Here is a 17,950-nt window from a genome sequence, read left to right as displayed (position 1 = left end):
CTGCTGCGGCAGGATGGCCGGTGTGACGCACCCCTCCCCTACCTGCACGCTCGTCCAGCTCACCGACCTGCACATCGTCGAGGACGGCGAGGAGCTCCCCGGCGGCGTCGACACCGCCGCCGTGCTCGCGGAGGCGCTCGACGCCGTCGAGGCCTCCGCGCTCCGGCCCGCCGCGCTCGTCCTCACCGGAGACCTCGCCGAGCACGGGCGGCCCGCGCAGTACCGCCGACTGCGCGCGATCGTCGAACCCGTCGCGGCCCGCACCGGCGCCCAGCTCGTCTACGTAGCGGGCAACCACGACGACCGCGCCGCCCTGCGCGAGCACCTGATGGACGAGCCGCCGTCGGCGGACCCGCTCGACCACACCGTCCGGGTGGGCGACCTGCGGATCATCGCGCTGGACAGCACCGTCCCCGGCCAGGGACACGGAGAGCTGACGCCCCAGCAACTGGAGCGCCTGCGCGGCGAGCTCGCCGAGCCCGCGCCGTCCGGCACGGTACTGGCCGTGCACCACCCGCCGCTGCCGAGCGCCGCACCGCTCGCCGCCTCCATCCCCCTGCTCCGCCGCGGCGACCTCGCGGCCGCCGTCGCGGGCACGGACGTGCGGCTGGTGCTGGCGGGGCACACCCACGTCGTCAGCTCCGGCACGCTCGCCGGGGTGCCGGTCTGGACCGGCGGCCCGCTCGCCACCACCCTCGACCCGTTCGCCCCCGGCGCCGCACTGCGCGGGCTGGCCACTCCGTCGGTGAGCCGGATCGACCTGTTCCCGGACGCACTGATCACCACGAGCGTGCCGATCGGCGCGCGGCGCATGTCGGACGTCCCGGCCGCGACGATGGAGCCGGCCATCACGGCCTTCCGCGCGGTCTGGAGCAACTGACCCGTTCGGGTAGCGTGGCGGTCACCCAGCGGAGCGAGGCGACAACGGGGAGAGCAGTGTGAGGATCGCGCACCTCGTCCCGACCCTGAACCCGAACGGCCCGGAAATCGGCCTGGTCGACCTGGCGAGCGCGGCGGGCGACGCCGGCATCGAGCTCGTGGTGATCGCCCTCGCCACCACATCGGACACCACGCTCGTCAGCCCGCTGCGCCGGCTCGGCGTGCCGGTCGTCGAGCTGGGCCTGGCCCGCTGGGACCCGCGCTCCGTGGCGCGCACGGCCGCGCAGCTGCGCGCACACGGGGTGCAGCTCGTGCACACCCACCTGCCCTCCGCGGACGTGGTCGGGGTCGCGGCGGCGGTCCGCAACCGGATCCCCGCGGTGTCCACGCTCCACCGGATCGAGAACATGCCGGCCGACCGGGCCGACCGGCTGAAGCGGACCACCCGCATCCTCGCCCGGCGGCAGTTCATGGCCCGCACGATCGCGATCTCGCAGGTCCAGCTCGAGTGGTACCGGGGGCTCGCCGGGTCGGGTCGCAACCTCGTGCTCGTGCCCAACGGCGTGGCCGACCCGGGAGTACCCGACCGCGCCGCCCGACGGGCCCGCCGGGCCGCCCTCGACGTCGCCGACCACGATGTGCTGCTGGTCAGCAGCGCGCCGATGCGCCGCGGCGAGGGCCACGAGCTCCTCCTCGACGCCGTCGAGGCGCTGCCCGACAAGCTGCCGCTCGCGGTCGCGCTGGCCGGCGACGGCCCGCTGCGGCCGTGGCTGGAGTCGCGCGTCGACCGCAACGACGACCTGTCCGGCCGGGTCCGCTTCGTCCACCGCCACCAGGACCCCGCGGGGCTGCTCGCCGCCGCCGACCTCGTCGTGCACACCCCGCGCACCGGTGCCGCGCCCACCACGCTGCTGCGGGCGATGGCCGCGGGCGTACCGGTGATCGCCACGCGCGTCGGCGGCATCCCCGAGATCGTGACGCCCGCGGCAGGCGTCCTCGTCCCGATGAGCGCGCCCGCGCTCGTGGACGCGCTCGTCGGCCTCACCGAGGACGACGAGCGGCGCGCGCGGATGGCCGCGGCGGCGCGGGCGCGATTCCTCGCCCAGTACGACGCGGCCGGCTGGGCGCGGCGCCTGCGCGGCGTCTACGACGACGTGCTGGCGCGGACGGCCGTTCACCCCTGAATCCGCCGACCAATCCGGTCGACTCCGGCAGCGGACCGCAGCAGACTGCGGTCTCGTGCCGAACCACGACGCGCCGTCCCCCATCCCCCCGTCGGTCGCCCTGCGGCGGGCCACCGCCGCCGACCTCCCGGCCATCGCCGTTGTCGACGGGCGGTCGTTCGGCGAGCACTACAGCGATGGTCAGCTGGAGGACATCGGGGTGCTGTTCGACCCGGACCGCTTCCTCGTCGCCGAGGACCGGGGCGAGATCGTCGGGGTCACCGGGTCGTACCCGTTCGACGTGACGCTGCCCGGGGGCGCATCGCTCCCCGCCGAAGGCGTGACGTGGGTGTCGGTGGCGGTCACCCACCGCCGGCGCGGCATCCTCCGGGCGCTCCTGGCCGAGCAGCACCGCGGGTTCGCCGCGGACGGCATCGCCGTCTCCCTCCTCACCGCCAGCGAGGGCTCCATCTACGGCCGCTTCGGCTACGGGATCGCCACCGAGCACCGCGAGGTCGAGATCACGCGCAGGCGCGCCGCGTTCCGGTCCGACGTGCCCGACCCGCGAGGCGTGCGCCAGGTCGATACGGCCGAGCTGCGCAGGCTCGCCCCGGAGATCCACGCGAGGTGGGCGGCACAGACCCCGGGCGCCCTCTCGCGTGCCGATCGGTGGTGGGACGTCCACCTGGCCGACCGTGAGTGGAACCGGGGCGGCGCCACGGCGCTGTTCCACCTGGTCCACCCCGACGGCTACCTCTCCTACCGCATCGACCGCGCGACGCGGACCTGCCGCATCTGGGAGATGGCCACGGCCACCGACGATGCCTACATCGCGCTGTGGCGCACCGTGCTCGCCCTCGACCTCGTCGAGACCGTCTCCGCGAAGTCGCTCGCCGCCGCGGAGCCGCTGCAGTTCCTGCTCGCCGATCCCCGACAGCTGCGCACCGTCGGCCAGTGGGACGGCGTGTGGGCCCGGGTGCTCGACGTACCGGCCGCGCTGTCGGCCCGCCGCTACGCCACCGAGGTCGACGTCGTCCTCGACGTACGCGATCCGTTCCTCGACCGGGGCGGGCGCTTCCGGCTGCGGGGCGGGCCGGAGGGGGCCGAGTGCGCCCCGGCCGAGGCGGGCGCGCCGGTCGTCGGGATCGAGATGGTCGCGCTGGGGTCGCTGCTGTTCGGCGGCGCACACGCCGGTTCCCTCGCCAGGGCCGGGCTGCTCCGGGTCGACGACCCGGCCGTGCTGCGCCGCCTCACCGCCGCGTTCCGGGGTGAGCGCACGCCTGAGCACGGCACCGAGTTCTGAGCCGAATAGGGACGGCCGGGCCGGGTAGACCCGGGCCATGGCGTTCCAGGTGACCGAAGTGCAGCGCGTCCTCAAGGGCGCCGACTACCCGATGGACGGCAAGCAGCTCGCCGCACTCGCGAAGAAGAACGGGGCGGGCGACGACCTCGTCGGCGCCCTGGAGGGCGTGGGCAAGGCCAACGGGCCCAACGAGGTGATGAAGCAGCTCAAGGGCGACCTGGGCGGGTCCACGCCGGGCGGGAACAAGTCCGAGCAGCGGGAGTACAAGGACACCGAAGAGCCCGCCTTCCAGGTCAACGAGGTGCAGAAGTACCTCAAGGGCGCCGACTACCCGATGGACGGCACGGAGCTCGCCGCGCTCGCCGAGAAGAACGGGGCGGGCGACGACCTCGTCGGCGTCCTGAAGGGCGTGGGCAGGGCCAACGGGCCCAACGAGGTGATGAAGCAGCTCAAGGAGCACCTCGGCGGACGGCCCGGTGGCTGACGGGGCCGCCGAGCCTCAGAGCAGCAGGAACAGCACGATGAGGCACGCCGTCAGCAGCAGCGACAGCGCCAGCGAGCCGAGGCATCCGAGCCTGCGGCTGTAGAACGCGATCACGAGCCATGTGTACCCGCCCGCGGCCGCCGCCCACCGCGGGGCTCCGGCCTCCGGGCGGGACAGGGGTTTCCATGGCGCTCTTCGGCTTCCACGCCTCCCACGAGCAGGTCCATCCCGGTGCGCTGCTGGCCGCGGTCCGCCGCGCCGAGGATGCCGGGTTCGACGCCGCGATGTCGTCGGACCACCTCTCCCCGTGGAGCGCCCGCCAGGGCCAGTCGGCGTTCGCGTGGTCGTGGCTCGGCGCGGCGATGCAGGCGACGTCGCTCCCGTTCGGGGTGGTGACGGCTCCGGGCCAGCGCTACCACCCGGCGATCATCGCGCAGGCCATCGGCACCCTCGCGGCGATGTACCCGGGCCGGTTCTGGGCGGCGCTGGGCACCGGCGAGGCGAGCAACGAGCACGTCACCGGCGACCCGTGGCCGCGCAAGGAGATCCGCAACGCGCGGCTGCGCGAGTGCGTGGACGTGATCCGCGCGCTCCTGCGGGGCGAGGAGGTCAGCCACGACGGCCTCGTCCGCGTGGACCGGGCGCGGGTGTGGACGCTGCCCCCGCAACCACCACCGCTGGTCGGCGCGGCCGTGAGCGCCGCGACCGCGCGCTGGTGCGCCGAGTGGGCCGACGGCCTCATCACGATCAACCAGCCCGTGCAGACGCTGCGCGAGATCGTGTCCGCCTACCGCGACGCCGGCGGGCGCGGCCGGCTGCACCTGCAGGTGCACCTGTGCTGGGACCCCGACCCGGACCGCGCCGAGGCGATCGCCCACGACCAGTGGCGCAGCAACGTCTTCCCGCCCCCGGCCTGCTGGGACATCGACTCGGCCGCGGTCTTCGACGCCGTCTCCGAGCACGTCCCGCGCAGCGCGCTGCACGGACCCGTCGTGATCTCCCACGACCTGGGCCGGCACACCGCCCAGCTCGCCGAGTACGCGGAGCTCGGGTTCGACGAGATCACGCTGCACCACGTCGCGAAGGAGCTCGCCGACCAGGAGGCGTTCGTCGACGCGTTCGGCGCCAAGGTCCTCCCCCAGCTGCGGGAGGAGACGGCGTGAGGCTCACGCGGACCTCGGACCTCTGGTGGAAGAACGCGGTGATCTACTGCCTCGACATCGAGACGTTCGCCGACTCCGACGGCGACGGCCGCGGTGACGTCCAGGGCCTGATCCAGCGCATCGACCACCTCGACCGGCTCGGCGTCACCTGCCTGTGGTTGATGCCGTTCTTCCCCACCCCGGACCGCGACGACGGCTACGACATCGTCGACTTCTACGGCGTCGACCCGCGGCTCGGCTCGCTCGGCGACATGGTCGAGCTGATCCGCACCGCGCGGGACCGCGGCATGCGGGTGATCGCCGACCTCGTCGTGAACCACACCTCCGCCCAGCACCCGTGGTTCCAGGACGCGCGCCGCAGCCGGCACTCGCGCTTCCGGGACTGGTACGTCTGGCAGGACGAGCCGCCCGCGGACGGCCCGCAGGGCGTGGTGTTCCCCGACCAGGAGACCGGCGTCTGGGAGTACGACGAGGAGGCAGGCCAGTACTACCTGCACCGGTTCTACAAGCACCAGCCCGACCTCAACGTCGCCAACCCGGCCGTTCGCGACGAGATCGCCAGGATCATGGGTTTCTGGATGGAGCTGGGCCTGTCCGGCTTCCGGGTGGACGCGGTGCCGTTCCTCATCGAGACGGCCGGGCAGGACGACGCGTTGGAGCTCCCCGACCCGCACGACTACCTCGCCGACCTCAGCGCGTTCCTGCGCAGGCGCAACGGGGAGGCCGTGCTGCTCGGTGAGGTCAACCTGCCCTACCCGGACACGATGCCGTTCTTCGGCGCTGCCGACGGCGGCGGCTCCACCGACGAGCTGACGATGTGCTTCGACTTCATCGGCATGCAGCACATGTACCTCGCCCTCGCCCGCGGCGACGCCGAGCCGCTGGCCGAGAAGCTGCGGGGGCGCCCCGAGCCGCCCGAGGACGGCCACTGGGCGACGTTCGTGCGCAACCACGACGAGCTGACGCTCGACAAGCTCAGCGACTCCCAGCGCCAGGAGGTGTTCGCCGCCTTCGGCCCTGACGAGGACATGCAGCTCTACGGCCGCGGCCTGCGCCGCAGGCTCCCGCCGATGCTCGGCGGCGACCAGCGCCGCATCCGCATGGTCTACAGCCTGCTGTTCAGCCTCCCCGGCACGCCGGTGCTGTTCTACGGCGAGGAGGTCGGGATGGCGGAGGACCTCAGCCTGCCCGGCCGGTTCGCGGTGCGCTCGGACATGGACTGGGACGCGGCGAGCGACCAGCAGGCCGACCCGGACTCGCTGCTGAACTGGATGCGCCTGCTCGTCGACAGCTACCGCGCCTGTCCCGAACTGCCGTGGGGGCGCTACACCTGCCTCGACCCGGGCCCCGACGCCCGCCCGGTGCTGGCCCACCGCTGCGACGCCGACGGCGCGTCGGTGGTGGCGCTGCACAACTTCGCGGACGCCGACGTCGAGGCCGCACCCGTGCTCGCCGACCTCGCCGGCGCGCAGCTCACCGACGTGCTCGACCCGCGCGCGAAACCGGTCCCCGTGGCCGACGACGGGCGGTTGGCGGTCACGCTGCCGCCGTACGGCTGCCGCTGGCTCCGCTCGGCCGACGGGGCGACCGCGCGCGGCTGAGGCGCCGATCCCCATAGGGTGGCCGGTTGTGCCCGACGCTCCCGACACCGCCACCCCGGCCCCCCTCCCACCCGTCCCCCGGCTCGACGCCCCGGACCTCCTCGAGCAGCTGCGCGCGGCCACGGGCACCGAGCTCGAGCTGCTCTCGCCGCTGCCCGGCGGCCAGGTCGGAGCGGCGCTGGTGCGCTGGCCGGACGGCCACGAAGGCGTGCTCACGCACTGGGGCGACGCCACCGACGCGGCGTGGGCCCGCATCGAGCGGACCGGCGAGCTGCTCGACATCGCCCGAGACGCCGGGATCCCCGCACCCCGCTACGAGCTCGTCACGCGGCTGCCCGACCGGATCGCCGTGGTGCAGGAGCGGCTCCCCGGCGAGCCGCCCTCCCGCGTCGACCTCGCGCTGATCGAGCACCTGGTCGCCATCGCCCGGCGGGGTGCGGGCCTCCTGCGCGGGCGCATCGACGTCCCGGCCGCCGAGCTGCACCTGCTGCGCAGCGGGCCGGGCTTCTGCCTGCACGAGACGCTCGCGCAGTACGACGACCGCACCCGGCGGTTGCTCGACCTCGTGCGCCGCATCGGTGCCGCGTCACCCCACCGCATGGCGGGCGACGACCTCGTGCACATGGACCTCCACCCCGGCAACGTGCTGGTCGACCGCACCGGCGCCGTCACCGGCGTCGTCGACTGGGACGGCGTGGCCCGCGGCGACCTCCGCTTCGCGCTGGTCACCCTGCGGTTCGACCTCGCCGTGCCCGGCGTCGACGGCCAGGACCGGTCCGCCCGCTCGGCCGCGGCCCGCTGGCTCGACAACCGCATCGACGACCTGATCGACCCCGCCACCCTGCGCGCCTACTGGGCGCACATGGGCCTGCGGCAGGTCGACTGGGCGATCCGCCACCACGGCCCGGACGACGTGGACCGCTGGCTCACGGTCGCAGCGTCGCGGCTCGCCCAGGAGGGTCCTGAACGACACCGGCGGTGGTGAGCGACCTGACCTTCCGAAGCCAGTGGCTGACCCGGCTGGGCGCATAGGCGCTGAGCTGACCGCCCGAACGCTCAGGCCGATCTCGCGGTGGCGCGCCAGCGGCCCGGGGCCACCCCGTGGTGGCGCTTGAAAGCGGCCGCGAACGAGAACTCCGACGCGTAGCCGAGCGAGCGGGCGATGGCGGCCAGGCTCGCCTCGCCTGCGCGCAGCTGCTCGCGCGCCAGCGCCATCCGCCAGTCCGTGACGTACCCCAGCGGGCCGAGCCCGAGCAGCCTGGTGAAGCGGCGCGCGAAGGTCGCCCGGGACAGCGACGCCTCGGCCGCCAGGCCGGCGACCGTCCACTCCCGCTGCGGGTCGGCGTGGATGGCGCGCAGCGCCGCTCCGACCCCCGGGTCGGCCATGGCGCGGAACCAGGCGGGGGCGGCGTCCAGGTCGGCCGCGAGCTGCTCCCGCAACGCCTGGACGAGGATCACGTCCAGGAGGCTGTCCAGCAGCGCCTGCTGGCCGGGCCCCTCCTGGAGGACCTCGCCCGCGAACACGTCGAGCGTGGCGCGCAGGCCGGAGCCGGCGCGCGGGCGCACGACGGTGAGTCCCGGCAGCCCGGCGAGCAGGCCGGCGCAGAGGTCGCCCTCGAAGCGGTAGGCGCCGCAGAAGAACGTGGTCGGGTCGCCCGCCCCCGAGCCGAACTCCATCCGGAGCGCACCCCCGGACGGTGGCGCGGACGCCGGGTGCCCCTCGAACGGGACGAGGTCGGCCACCGGCACGTGGCCCATGTGGTGCTGCGACGGGCCCCGGATCAGGACGACGTCGCCGGGAAGGACGCGGCGGGCTCCGTGCGGCGCGTCGGTCCACGCGAACGCCTCGCCGCCGAGGATCCCGTGGATGGCGAGCTGGGTGGCCGGCGGGAACCGCACACCCCACGCACCCCGCGCCGTCGAGTGCGAGAACGCGGCCCCGCGCGCACGGGAGCGCCGCAGCATGTCCGTGAGCACGTCCACGAGATGAGACGGTCGCATATCTTTTCGCGCCGATCCAGCATGGATAGCCGCACCGGCCGCGGGTTGCATGGGTGATGTCAACATCACGAACAGGAGCGGTGACATGGCACTGGCAGTGCAGTTCGACGAGTACGGCGACATCGACGTGCTCGAGGTCCGGGACGTACCGGCCCCGCGGCCGGGTAGGGGCGAGGTGCTGGTCCGCGTCGAGGCGGCCGGGATCAACCCCGGCGAGAACGCGATCCGCCTCGGGGCGTTGCACGAGCTCTTCCCCGCGAGTTTCCCCTCCGGCCAGGGCAGCGATCTCGCCGGGCGGATCGAGGAGGTCGGGCCGGAGGTGCCCACCTGGTCGGTGGGTGACGAGGTGATCGGCTGGGTCGACACCCGCGCCAGCCACGCCGAGCTGGTCGTGGTGCCCGCCGAGCACCTGGTCCGCCGGGACCCCGTCGTGCCGTGGGAGGTGGGCGGGGCGCTGTTCGTCGCCGGAACCACCGCGCACGCCGCGGTCGAGGCGGTCGGCGCCGGCCCGGGCGACACGGTCGTCGTCGCCGGCGCGGCCGGCGGGGTCGGATCGCTGGCCGTGCAGCTCGCGCGCCGGGCCGGGGCCACGGTGATCGGGCTGGCCAGCGAGTCCAACCACGACTGGCTGGCCGACCACGGCGTCATCGGCGTCGCGTACGGCGACGGCGTCGCCGAGCGCATCCGGGCGGCAGCGCCCGGTGGGGTCGACGCGTTCATCGACACCTTCGGCGACGGCTACGTCGACCTCGCGCTGGGGCTCGGGGTCGCGACCGACCGGGTCGACACCGTCATCGACTTCGCGGCAGCGGCGCGCACCGGGGTCAGGACGGCCGGCAACGCCGAGTCGGCGCGCGCCGAGGTCCTGGACGATCTCGCCAAGCTCGTCGCGGCGGGCGAGCTCGACGTCCCGGTCGCGGCGACGTTCCCGCTGACCGAGGTCCGTGCCGCGTACCGGCAGCTCATGCTGCGGCGGACCCGCGGCAAGATCGTCCTGCTGCCCTGACCCGGGAGGAGCAGGCTCCTCGGCGCGGCCGGGGGCGGGGTGGCAGGGTGTCGCCGTGACCACCGCACACGACACCGTCGCCGTCGTCACCGGCGCCGCCCGCGGCTTCGGCCGCGAGATCGCCCGCCGCCTCGTCGCCCGGGGTCACCGGGTGCTGATCACCGACCTGGACGCCGCCGCGGTCACCGCCACCGCGGGCGAGCTCGGCGTCACCGCCGTGCCTGCGGACGCGCGGCGCCCTGCCGACCACGCCCAGGTCGCGGCGGCCGCCGCCGAGCTCGGGCCGGTCGGGGTCTGGGTCAACAACGCCGGTGTGCTCCGGGCGGGGCGGGTGTGGGAGCAGCCGGAGCAGGACGTCACGCTGCAGGTCGAGGTCAACCTGCTCGGTGTCGTGCACGGCTCGCGCGCGGCCGTCGACGCGATGCGGGAACGCGGCGGCCACCTGCTCAACATCGCGTCGATGTCCTCGCACGGGCCGGTGCCCGGGCTCGCGGTGTACGCGGCCACGAAGGCGGCCGTGCTCAGCTTCACCACCAGCCTGCAGGGCGAGCTGGACCTGGCGCGGGTGCCGGTCCGCGCGCACGCGCTCTGCCCGGACGCCGCCGACACCGCGCTCGTCCGCGACAAGCAGGCGAACCCCGACACCGCGATGCTGTTCTCCCAGAAGAACCTCCTCTCCCCCACCGCGGTCGCGGACGCGGCCGTCGCGCTGCTCGACGGGCGCCGCATCGTGCGCTCGATCCCGAACTACCGCGCAGGCGCGATGCGGATCGCGGGCGCGGCGCCCCGGCTGGGCCTGCCGGTGCTCGCCCGGCTGCGCGCCCAGGGCGACCGCCGACGGATCGAGGGCTCGTGAGTCCCCGCCCGTCCCGCCGCCACGACCACGACGCGGGCGGCGACCCGGAGCTGCTCCGGGCCAAGGCGGCGCTGCGCGACGAGGTGTGGACGGCGCTGTCCGAGGCGCGGGTGGCGCGGTTCCCCGGCGCCCGCAACCGCATCTCCAACTTCACCGGGGCCGAGGCCGCGGCCCGGCGCCTGGCGGAGACCGAGCACTGGCGGGCGGCCACCACCGTCAAGGCCAACCCGGACTCCGCGCAGTTGCCCGTGCGCCAGCGGGCCCTCGAGGACGGCAAGACCGTCTACATGGCGGTGCCGCGCCTCGCCGAGCCCGAGCCGTTCTTCCTGCTGGACCCCGACCACCTGGCCGACCCGCCTCGGCGCGCGGCGTCCATCGCCGGGGCGACGCGCTCGGCGCGGCGGGTGGCCGTGGCCGACCTGTCGCCGGTCGACCTCGTGGTGAGCGGCTGTGTCGCCGTGGGCGAGGACGGCGCGCGGCTGGGCAAGGGCGGCGGGTTCGCCGACCTGGAGTTCGCGCTCGCCACGGCCGCGGGCCTGGTCGGCGCGGGGACGCTCGTGGTCACCACCGTGCACGAGCTGCAGGTCCGCCCCGCCGGGGCCATCCCGACCGCGCCGCACGACGCCCCGGTCGACCTCGTCGTCACGCCCGAGCGCGTGATCGACTGCCGGGAACGGCGCGGTCGGCGGCCGGCTGACGGCATCCGCTGGTCCGAGCTCACACAGGAGAAGATCGAGGCGATCCCGCTGCTGCGGGCGCTCGCGAAGGAGGCGGTCCGATGACGGGAACGACACGGGTGCGGCTCGCCTACGGCGACGCCGGCCTGTCGGTCGACCTTCCCGCCGAGCGCACCACGGTGGTCGAGCCGGTCTACGTACCGGGCGCACCCGACCAGCGGGACGTGCTGCGCACGGCCCTGCGGCAGCCCGTCGCCGGTCCCCCGCTGCGCGAGCTCGCGCGGCCGGGCCAGAAGGTCGCGATCTCGATGTGCGACGGCACCCGCGCCCAGCCCAGACACCTCATGATCCCCGCGGTCCTCGAGGAGCTCGACGGCGTCGTCGACCTCGACGACGTGGTGATCCTCGTGGCGACCGGCACCCACCGCGGCAACACCGAGGCCGAGATCCGGGCGATGGTCGGCGATGCCGTCGTCGACGCCGTGCACGTGCTCAACCACGACGCCCGGGAGCCCTCGTCCCTGGTGCACCTCGGCACGCACGGCAACGGCGTCCCCGTATGGCTCAACCGCCACTGGGTCGAGGCGGACCTGCGGATCACCACCGGGTTCGTCGAACCGCACTTCTTCGCAGGCTTCAGCGGCGGGCCGAAGCTGGTCGCGCCGGGCCTCGCCGGGCTGGACACCGTGCTCACCCTGCACGACGCCCGGCGCATCGGGCACCCGCAGGCCACCTGGGCAGTCTGCGAGGGCAACCCGGTGCACGACGACATCCGGGCCGTCGTCGGCGCCGTGGGAGGGGTCGACTTCGCGCTGGACGTCGTGCTCAACCGCGAACAGCAGATCGTCGAGGCGTTCGGCGGAGAGCTCTTCGCGATGCACGCCGCCGCTCGGGAGGCGGCGAAGCGGCTCGCGATGCGCCCGGTGCCGGACCTGTTCGACGTGGTCCTGACGACGAACGCGGGCTTCCCGCTGGACCAGAACCTCTACCAGTCGGTGAAGGGCATGTCGGCGGGCGCCACCGTCGTCCGGGACGGCGGGACGATCGTGTGTGCGGCCGAGTGCCGCGACGGGTTCCCCAACCACGGCTCGTACCGGGATGTCCTGGAGTCGGCACCGTCGCCGCGCGCCCTTCTCGACGCGATCGAGGCCCGGCCCCAGACGCTGCCCGACCAGTGGCAGGTGCAGGTGCAGGCCAAGGTGCAGAGCCGGGCGCGGGTGGTGATGCACACGTCGTACCTGTCCGACCACGCACTGGCCGCCGCCCACCTCGAACAGACCACCGACATCGCCGCCACCGTCGCGGAGGCACTGGGCGCCGTCGGGCCGGACGCCCGGGTCTGCGTGCTGCCGGAAGGACCCCAGACGATCCCCTACCTGGCCTGACCCCCGCCTGGGATCCTCGGTGCATGGGTTACCAGCTGCTGGCCGAGCTGGTGATGCTGCTGCACTTCGGGTTCCTCACCTACGTCGCGCTCGGCGGGTTCCTCGCCTGGCGGAGGCCGTGGGCGATCGTCCCGCACGCCGCGGCGGTGGGGTGGGGTGCGCTCAACGCAACCGTCGGGATCCCGTGCCCGCTCACGGCGTGGGAGGACGCCGCCCGCCGCCGGGCGGGCGAGCTGGGACTGCCCCGCGGGTTCATCGACACCTACCTCACCGGCGTCGTCTACCCGGAGGAGCACCTGCTCACGGCGCAGCTGCTCGTGGCCGCGCTCGTCCTGGTGTCGTGGACCGGGTTCGTGCTGAGGATGCGCCGGGGTGCGCCTGTCTAGTCGGGTGCGCTAGTGCTTCCCGCCGGAGGTTCGTCGGGGGTGTCGGTGGATCCAGCTTCTCGCTGGGCGTGGCGGCGGGCAGCCCTCGTACCGGGCGTACTCGGGCTGTTCGCCGCTACGTCCAGCGGGGAGCTGGGCCGCCGAGACCCTTGGCGAACTTCCGGCGGGGAGCACTAGCGATCGGGATCGCGGTCCGAGCCCTTCTCCGCCCACTCCCGGTCGGCCTGGTCGGCCGCCTCGGTGCGCTCACGGGCGATCTCCAGCGCCCGCGCCGCGGTCTCCTGGTCCGGGTAGGGCCCGAGCCGGTCGGCCGCGCGGCAGCCGTCCCACGGCTCCACCCTGTTGTGTTTGAGGCAGTAGAACCATTGCTCGTCAGCCATACCGCGAAGAGTGTCACCTCGAGCCGGCTCCTGCACGAGCCCCACATGCGAGCATGTGCGCCATGGTGGAACCACTTGCTCCTGCTCCCGTGATGACCGACGTCGCGCGGTTGGCGGGCGTGTCCCACCAGACCGTCTCCCGGGTCGTCAACGGTTCGCCGCACGTCAGCGAGCAGACCCGGGCCCGCGTGCTGGCCGCGATGGAGGAGCTCGGCTACCGGCGCAACGCCGTGGCACGGGCACTGGCCACCCGCCGCTCCGGTGCACTCGGGGTGATCACCTTCGACACGGTGCTGTACGGGCCGGTGAGCACGCTGTACAGCATCGAGCAGGCGGCCAGCACGGTCGGCATGGGCGTGAGCATCGCGGTGGTCGAGCGGATCAGCTCCGAGGCCGTGGAGCGGGCGCTCGTCCGGCTGCAGGACCAGTCCGTCGAGGGGGTCGTGGCGCTCGCCGCCCAGCTCGACGCGGTGGACGTCCTCACCGCGAAGCTGCGGCCGGTCCCCACCGTCTTCGTCGGTGGCCTGCTCGGGGGCGGGACCGGCGGCGAGACCTCACCGGTGCCCGCGATCGGCATCGACCAGCGCGGTGGCGCGGCACGGGCCACCCGGCACCTCCTCGAGCTCGGCCACCACACCGTCCACCACGTGGCCGGCCCCGCCGACTGGCTCGACGCGCGCTGGCGCGTCGAGGGCTGGCACTCGGCGCTCACCGCCGCAGGCGCACCCGTCACCACGCCCGAGGCAGGCGACTGGAGCGCCCGCTCCGGCTTCGCGGCGATGCAGCGCCTGCTCGCCGGCGACCCCGGGCTCACGGCCGTCTTCGCGGCCAACGACCACATGGCGCTCGGCGTCCTGCGCGCCCTCGACGAGGCCGGTCGCCGGGTGCCGGAGGACGTCAGCGTCGTCGGCTTCGACGACGTCCCGGAGGCGGAGTTCTTCCGCCCTCCGCTCACCACCGTGCGCCAGCACTTCCCCGAGGCGGGCCGGCGCGCGGTGCGCCTGCTGCTCGACATCATCCGGCCGGACGAGGCCCCGAGCTTCGGCCGTGAAGCCGGAACCGACCTGGTGCCCACCGACCTGGTGCTCCGCCGCAGCACGGGCCCCGCCTGACGCCCTGCCACGCGCCTGGTCCCCGACGCGCCCCGTCGACGGGTAGCGCCGGCCGAAGCAGGGTGTGCCAGAGGGTCACGTCCGGCCCGGCCCTGCGGGTGCGCACGAACCCTGGTCGGCTGACGCACCCCTACTCAGCGCACGCGACCCGTCGACGCGGGGCCCGAGTCGACACGGAACGCGTCAGCCGACCGGGGGTGCGTGAGGCCCGCCGGAGATCATCGGCGGGGCCTCACGCACATGTTGATACCGCTCACGCTCCCGGTTCCCGCCGAGGTGCCCCTTCTCCGCCGAGGCGCCCCGTCGACAGGTCGCGCAAGCCGAAACGGGGAGCGTCGACGCGGAAGGGGCGCGGCGGCCGAGGCAGTTGTCCACAGGCCAGCTGCTCGGTCTACCGCCGTGGTGCTGCTGCCCACACGCTGGAACCATGGCGACCCCGACACAGCGTCCTCTCCACCTCCGGCCGCACCTGCTCGCGCGCGGCTACTCCAGCGACGAAGTGCAACGGGCTCGAAGAACGGGCGACCTCGTCACCGTTCGCCGCGGTGCCTACCTCGGCCGCGGCGACGAGCGGCTCCACATCCCCATCGCCCGTCACGCGGTGCTCGTGCATGCAACCCTGCCGACGCTCGCCCCGGGCGCCGTGATCAGCCACGTGTCCGCCGCGGTACTGCATGGCCTGGACGTCTGGGCGATCCCGCTCGACCACGTACACGTCACCCGGCCCGATGCCTCCGGCGGACGCGTCGGGTCGACGGTGCACCGGCACGTCGCGCCGCTCGACGCCACCGAGATCATCACCTCGCCCGACGGCATCCTCGTGACCAGCCTCCTCCGCACGGTCGTCGACATCGCCCGCACCGTCCCGTTCGAGCAGGCAGTGGTCGTCGCCGACTCCGCCCTGGAAACGGACCCGACCCTCACGCCAGCCGCACTCGCCGCAGCTCTGCGCAGGGCTACGGGCTGGCCCGGTGTCCCTGCGGCGCGGCGGGCGATCGCCTTCGCCCGGCACGGGGCGAAGTCGCCCGGTGAGTCCCGCAGCCGGATCGCCATCGCCCGTGCCGGCCTGCCGGTCCCGCAACTGCAGTTCCCCGTGCAGCTCGCGGGCGGTGTCGCCGTCACCGACTTCGGTTGGGCCGACCACCGTGCCGTCGGGGAGTTCGACGGCGTGGTGAAGTACGGCCGGCTCGTCCCGCCCGGGCAGACGCCAGGCGATGTCGTCTTCGCAGAGAAGATCCGGGAGGACGCGGTGCGCGCCCAGGACTACGGCTTCGCCCGCTGGATCTGGGACGAGCTGGACGATTTCGCCCCGGTCGCCGAGCGCATCGCGAAGGCGTTCCGCTCACCGTCACACATCCCGCCTCCGCGCGCGCACCCCATCGACAGGTAGCGCCGGCCGCTCGTCCGGCGCGCGACTGGACGCCCACGCACCCCTTCTGCGCTCACGCACCGCGTCTCCGCCGACGCACTCGCTCGACGCGTAGCGCGTACCGGGACGGGTGGCGCGGACCGACACGGGGCGCGCCAGCCCTCCATCCGGCGCGTCGCCAGGTCGCCCACGCACCACTTCTGCGCTCACGCACCCCGCCCCCGCTGACGCACTCGCTCGACGGGTAGCGCGCAGCGAGATCGGGCGCGCCGGCGGACACGGCGCGCGTGAGGAGCGCCGGCCACGCACCCCGCTTCCGCCCAGGCACCCACTCCCCGCCCGCGCCCCGTCGACCGGTCGCGCCGGCGGACGAAGCGGTGCATCCGGCCGCCGCGCCCGAGCCCGCGACCTGGGATGTCAGAGGAGTTCGCGTGGCGTCTTGACAAGCCCCCCACCCGCCCCCGATTGTGAGCGCTAACAACGCCGTTCGACGGGAGTGAACACCGTGCCGAGTCCGCACAGCCCCCAGGGCGCCGTCACCGTCGGCATCGACTTCGGCACGCTGTCCGGGCGCGCCGTCGTCGTGCGTGTGTCCGACGGCGCCGAACTGGCGAGTGCCGTGCACCCCTACCCCCACGGGGTCGTCGACCACACGCTGCCGGCCACCGGTGCCCAGCTCCCCCCGGACTGGGCGCTGCAGATGCCGGGCGACTGGATCGAGGTGCTGAAGGTCGCCGTGCCGAAGGCCGTCGCCGCCGCGGGCGTCGACCCGCGCGACGTGATCGGCATCGCCACCGACTTCACCGCGTCGACGGTGTTGCCGACGCTCACCGACGGCACCCCGCTGTGCGAGCTGCCCGAGTTCGCCGAACGCCCGCACGCCTACCCGAAGCTCTGGAAGCACCACGCCGCGCAGGGCCAGGCCGACCGGATCAACGAGGTCGCCGAGGAGCGGGGCGAGGCGTGGCTGGCCCGCTACGGCGGCCGCATCTCCAGCGAGTGGGAGTTCGCCAAGGCGCTGCAGCTCCTCGAGGAGGACCCGGAGATCTACGCGCGCACCGAGCGCTGGGTCGAGGCGGCCGACTGGATCATCTGGAAGCTGTCCGGCACCTACGTCCGCAACGCCTGCGTCGTCGGCTACAAGGGCATCTACCAGGACGGGCACCACCCCGACCGCGAGTACCTCGCCGCGCTGAACCCGGACTTCGCCGACTTCGTCACCGACAAGCTCGAACACCCCATCGCCCAGCTCGGCGACCGCGCAGGCGTACTCACGGCCGAGGCCGCCGCCTGGACCGGTCTGCCGGAGGGCATCGCGGTCGCGGTCGGCAACCTCGACGCCCACGCCACGGTGCCGGCCGCGCAGGCCCTCGACCCCGGCCAGATGGTCGCGATCATGGGCACGTCCACCTGCCACGTGATGGTCTCCGACCGCCTCGGCGAGGTGCCGGGCATGTGCGGGGTGGTCGACGGCGGCGTGATCACGGGCATGTGGGGCTACGAGGCAGGCCAGAGCGGCGTCGGCGACATCTTCGGCTGGTTCGTCGAGACGTCGGTGCCGCCGGAGTACCACCAGCGCGCGGCGGAGCGCGGGATCGACATCCACACGCTGCTCACCGAGCTGGCGGCCGAGCAGGAGGTCGGCGAGCACGGGCTCGTCGCGCTCGACTGGCACTCGGGCAACCGCTCGGTGCTCGTCGACCACGAGCTCTCCGGCGTGATCGTCGGACAGACGCTCGCCACGCGGCCCGAGCACACCTACCGGGCCCTCCTGGAAGCCACTGCGTTCGGCACCCGCACGATCATCGAGTCCTTCGAGGCTGCGGGCGTGCCGGTGCGGGAGCTGGTGGTGGCAGGCGGTCTGCTGAAGAACAAGTTCCTCATGCAGCTCTACGCCGACGTCTGCAACATGCCGCTGTCGACGATCGTCTCCGAGCAGGGCCCCGCCCTCGGCGCCGCCATCCACGCCGCGGTCGCCGCAGGCGCCTACCCCGACGTGCGTTCCGCCGCTGCCGCGATGGGCGGAGTCAACCGGGGCGCCTACACCCCCGACCCGGAGCGCGCCGGCGCCTACGACGCGCTCTACGCCGAGTACCAGCGCCTGCACGACTACTTCGGACGAGGAGAGAACGATGTACTGCACCGGTTGCGCGCGATCCGCCGGGCGGCGGTGAACGGCAAGTGA

The 17,950-nt window shown here is 74.1% G+C and carries 17 protein-coding genes; 15 read left to right on the top strand and 2 right to left on the bottom strand.

Translation table 11 applies throughout. The features are described 5' to 3' along the window. The first annotated feature begins 22 nt into the window (after window positions 1–22). The 7 genes from FHX44_RS35360 to FHX44_RS35330 all read left to right on the top strand — a co-directional run bounded on the left by FHX44_RS35360 (window position 23) and on the right by FHX44_RS35330 (window position 7,578). Window positions 23–880, top strand: a complete 858-nt coding sequence (locus tag FHX44_RS35360) for a metallophosphoesterase (RefSeq protein WP_170309166.1) — start codon at window positions 23–25, stop codon at window positions 878–880. Between the two features lie 58 nt (window positions 881–938). After that, on the top strand, window positions 939–2,063 hold the full coding sequence (locus tag FHX44_RS35355) for a glycosyltransferase (RefSeq protein ID WP_147259744.1): 1,125 nt from the start codon (window positions 939–941) through the stop codon (window positions 2,061–2,063). 55 nt (window positions 2,064–2,118) lie between these two features. After that, entirely contained in the window at window positions 2,119–3,345 is a 1,227-nt protein-coding gene (locus tag FHX44_RS35350; protein ID WP_147259743.1) for a GNAT family N-acetyltransferase, read from the top strand. A 37-nt stretch (window positions 3,346–3,382) separates the two neighbouring features. Continuing rightward, window positions 3,383–3,829 (top strand): DUF2795 domain-containing protein, encoded by a 447-nt coding sequence (locus FHX44_RS42950; protein ID WP_212612794.1) that lies wholly within the window; start codon window positions 3,383–3,385, stop codon window positions 3,827–3,829. Between the two features lie 185 nt (window positions 3,830–4,014). Further along, entirely contained in the window at window positions 4,015–4,992 is a 978-nt protein-coding gene (locus FHX44_RS35340; protein WP_147259742.1) for a TIGR03885 family FMN-dependent LLM class oxidoreductase, read from the top strand. Continuing rightward, on the top strand, window positions 4,989–6,593 hold the full coding sequence (locus FHX44_RS35335) for an alpha-amylase family protein (protein ID WP_147259741.1): 1,605 nt from the start codon (window positions 4,989–4,991) through the stop codon (window positions 6,591–6,593). The genes FHX44_RS35340 and FHX44_RS35335 overlap by 4 nt, the downstream gene beginning before the upstream one ends. 28 nt (window positions 6,594–6,621) lie before the next feature. Beyond that, entirely contained in the window at window positions 6,622–7,578 is a 957-nt protein-coding gene (locus tag FHX44_RS35330) for a phosphotransferase family protein (RefSeq protein WP_170309165.1), read from the top strand. Window positions 7,579–7,649: 71 nt separating this feature from the next. On the opposite strand, the gene FHX44_RS35325 is transcribed toward FHX44_RS35330, so the two are convergent. Beyond that, on the bottom strand, window positions 7,650–8,576 hold the full coding sequence (locus tag FHX44_RS35325; protein ID WP_170309164.1) for an AraC family transcriptional regulator: 927 nt from the start codon (window positions 8,574–8,576) through the stop codon (window positions 7,650–7,652). 103 nt (window positions 8,577–8,679) lie between these two features. On the opposite strand from FHX44_RS35325, the gene FHX44_RS35320 reads away from it, so the two are divergent. From FHX44_RS35320 to FHX44_RS35300, 5 genes are read left to right on the top strand one after another with little or no spacing between them, the layout of a single operon-like run. Beyond that, entirely contained in the window at window positions 8,680–9,600 is a 921-nt protein-coding gene (locus FHX44_RS35320; RefSeq protein WP_147259738.1) for an NADP-dependent oxidoreductase, read from the top strand. A gap of 55 nt (window positions 9,601–9,655) precedes the next feature. Continuing rightward, window positions 9,656–10,456 carry an SDR family oxidoreductase gene (locus tag FHX44_RS35315; protein ID WP_147259737.1) on the top strand — a complete coding sequence of 267 codons (801 nt, stop codon included), beginning with the start codon at window positions 9,656–9,658 and terminating at the stop codon, window positions 10,454–10,456. Continuing rightward, a complete protein-coding gene (locus FHX44_RS35310; protein WP_147259736.1) occupies window positions 10,453–11,238 on the top strand; it encodes a 5-formyltetrahydrofolate cyclo-ligase in 786 nt (261 codons plus the stop codon). Before FHX44_RS35315 ends, FHX44_RS35310 begins: the two co-directional genes overlap by 4 nt. Further along, window positions 11,235–12,518: a nickel-dependent lactate racemase gene (gene larA / locus FHX44_RS35305; protein ID WP_147259735.1), complete on the top strand. Its 1,284-nt coding sequence runs from the start codon at window positions 11,235–11,237 to the stop codon at window positions 12,516–12,518. The genes FHX44_RS35310 and larA overlap by 4 nt, the downstream gene beginning before the upstream one ends. A 23-nt stretch (window positions 12,519–12,541) precedes the next feature. Further along, window positions 12,542–12,904 carry a DUF2784 domain-containing protein gene (locus tag FHX44_RS35300; RefSeq protein ID WP_147259734.1) on the top strand — a complete coding sequence of 121 codons (363 nt, stop codon included), beginning with the start codon at window positions 12,542–12,544 and terminating at the stop codon, window positions 12,902–12,904. Between the two features lie 173 nt (window positions 12,905–13,077). Here the strand turns inward: FHX44_RS35300 and FHX44_RS35295 are convergent, their stop codons facing one another. Then, window positions 13,078–13,284: a hypothetical protein gene (locus tag FHX44_RS35295; RefSeq protein WP_147259733.1), complete on the bottom strand. Its 207-nt coding sequence runs from the start codon at window positions 13,282–13,284 to the stop codon at window positions 13,078–13,080. Between the two features lie 62 nt (window positions 13,285–13,346). Here FHX44_RS35295 and FHX44_RS35290 point away from each other — a divergent pair, with 62 nt between their 5' ends. The 3 genes from FHX44_RS35290 to araB all read left to right on the top strand — a co-directional run bounded on the left by FHX44_RS35290 (window position 13,347) and on the right by araB (window position 17,950). Next, window positions 13,347–14,396 carry a LacI family DNA-binding transcriptional regulator gene (locus tag FHX44_RS35290; RefSeq protein WP_147259732.1) on the top strand — a complete coding sequence of 350 codons (1,050 nt, stop codon included), beginning with the start codon at window positions 13,347–13,349 and terminating at the stop codon, window positions 14,394–14,396. 427 nt (window positions 14,397–14,823) lie between these two features. After that, window positions 14,824–15,786 (top strand): hypothetical protein, encoded by a 963-nt coding sequence (locus FHX44_RS35285; protein ID WP_147259731.1) that lies wholly within the window; start codon window positions 14,824–14,826, stop codon window positions 15,784–15,786. A 484-nt stretch (window positions 15,787–16,270) separates the two neighbouring features. Then, window positions 16,271–17,950 carry a ribulokinase gene (gene araB, locus FHX44_RS35280; protein WP_147259730.1) on the top strand — a complete coding sequence of 560 codons (1,680 nt, stop codon included), beginning with the start codon at window positions 16,271–16,273 and terminating at the stop codon, window positions 17,948–17,950.

Origin of the sequence: Pseudonocardia hierapolitana (assembly GCF_007994075.1) — a bacterium.
Lineage (GTDB): Bacteria > Actinomycetota > Actinomycetes > Mycobacteriales > Pseudonocardiaceae > Pseudonocardia > Pseudonocardia hierapolitana.
This window is presented reverse-complemented; position numbering and strand designations above follow the sequence as displayed.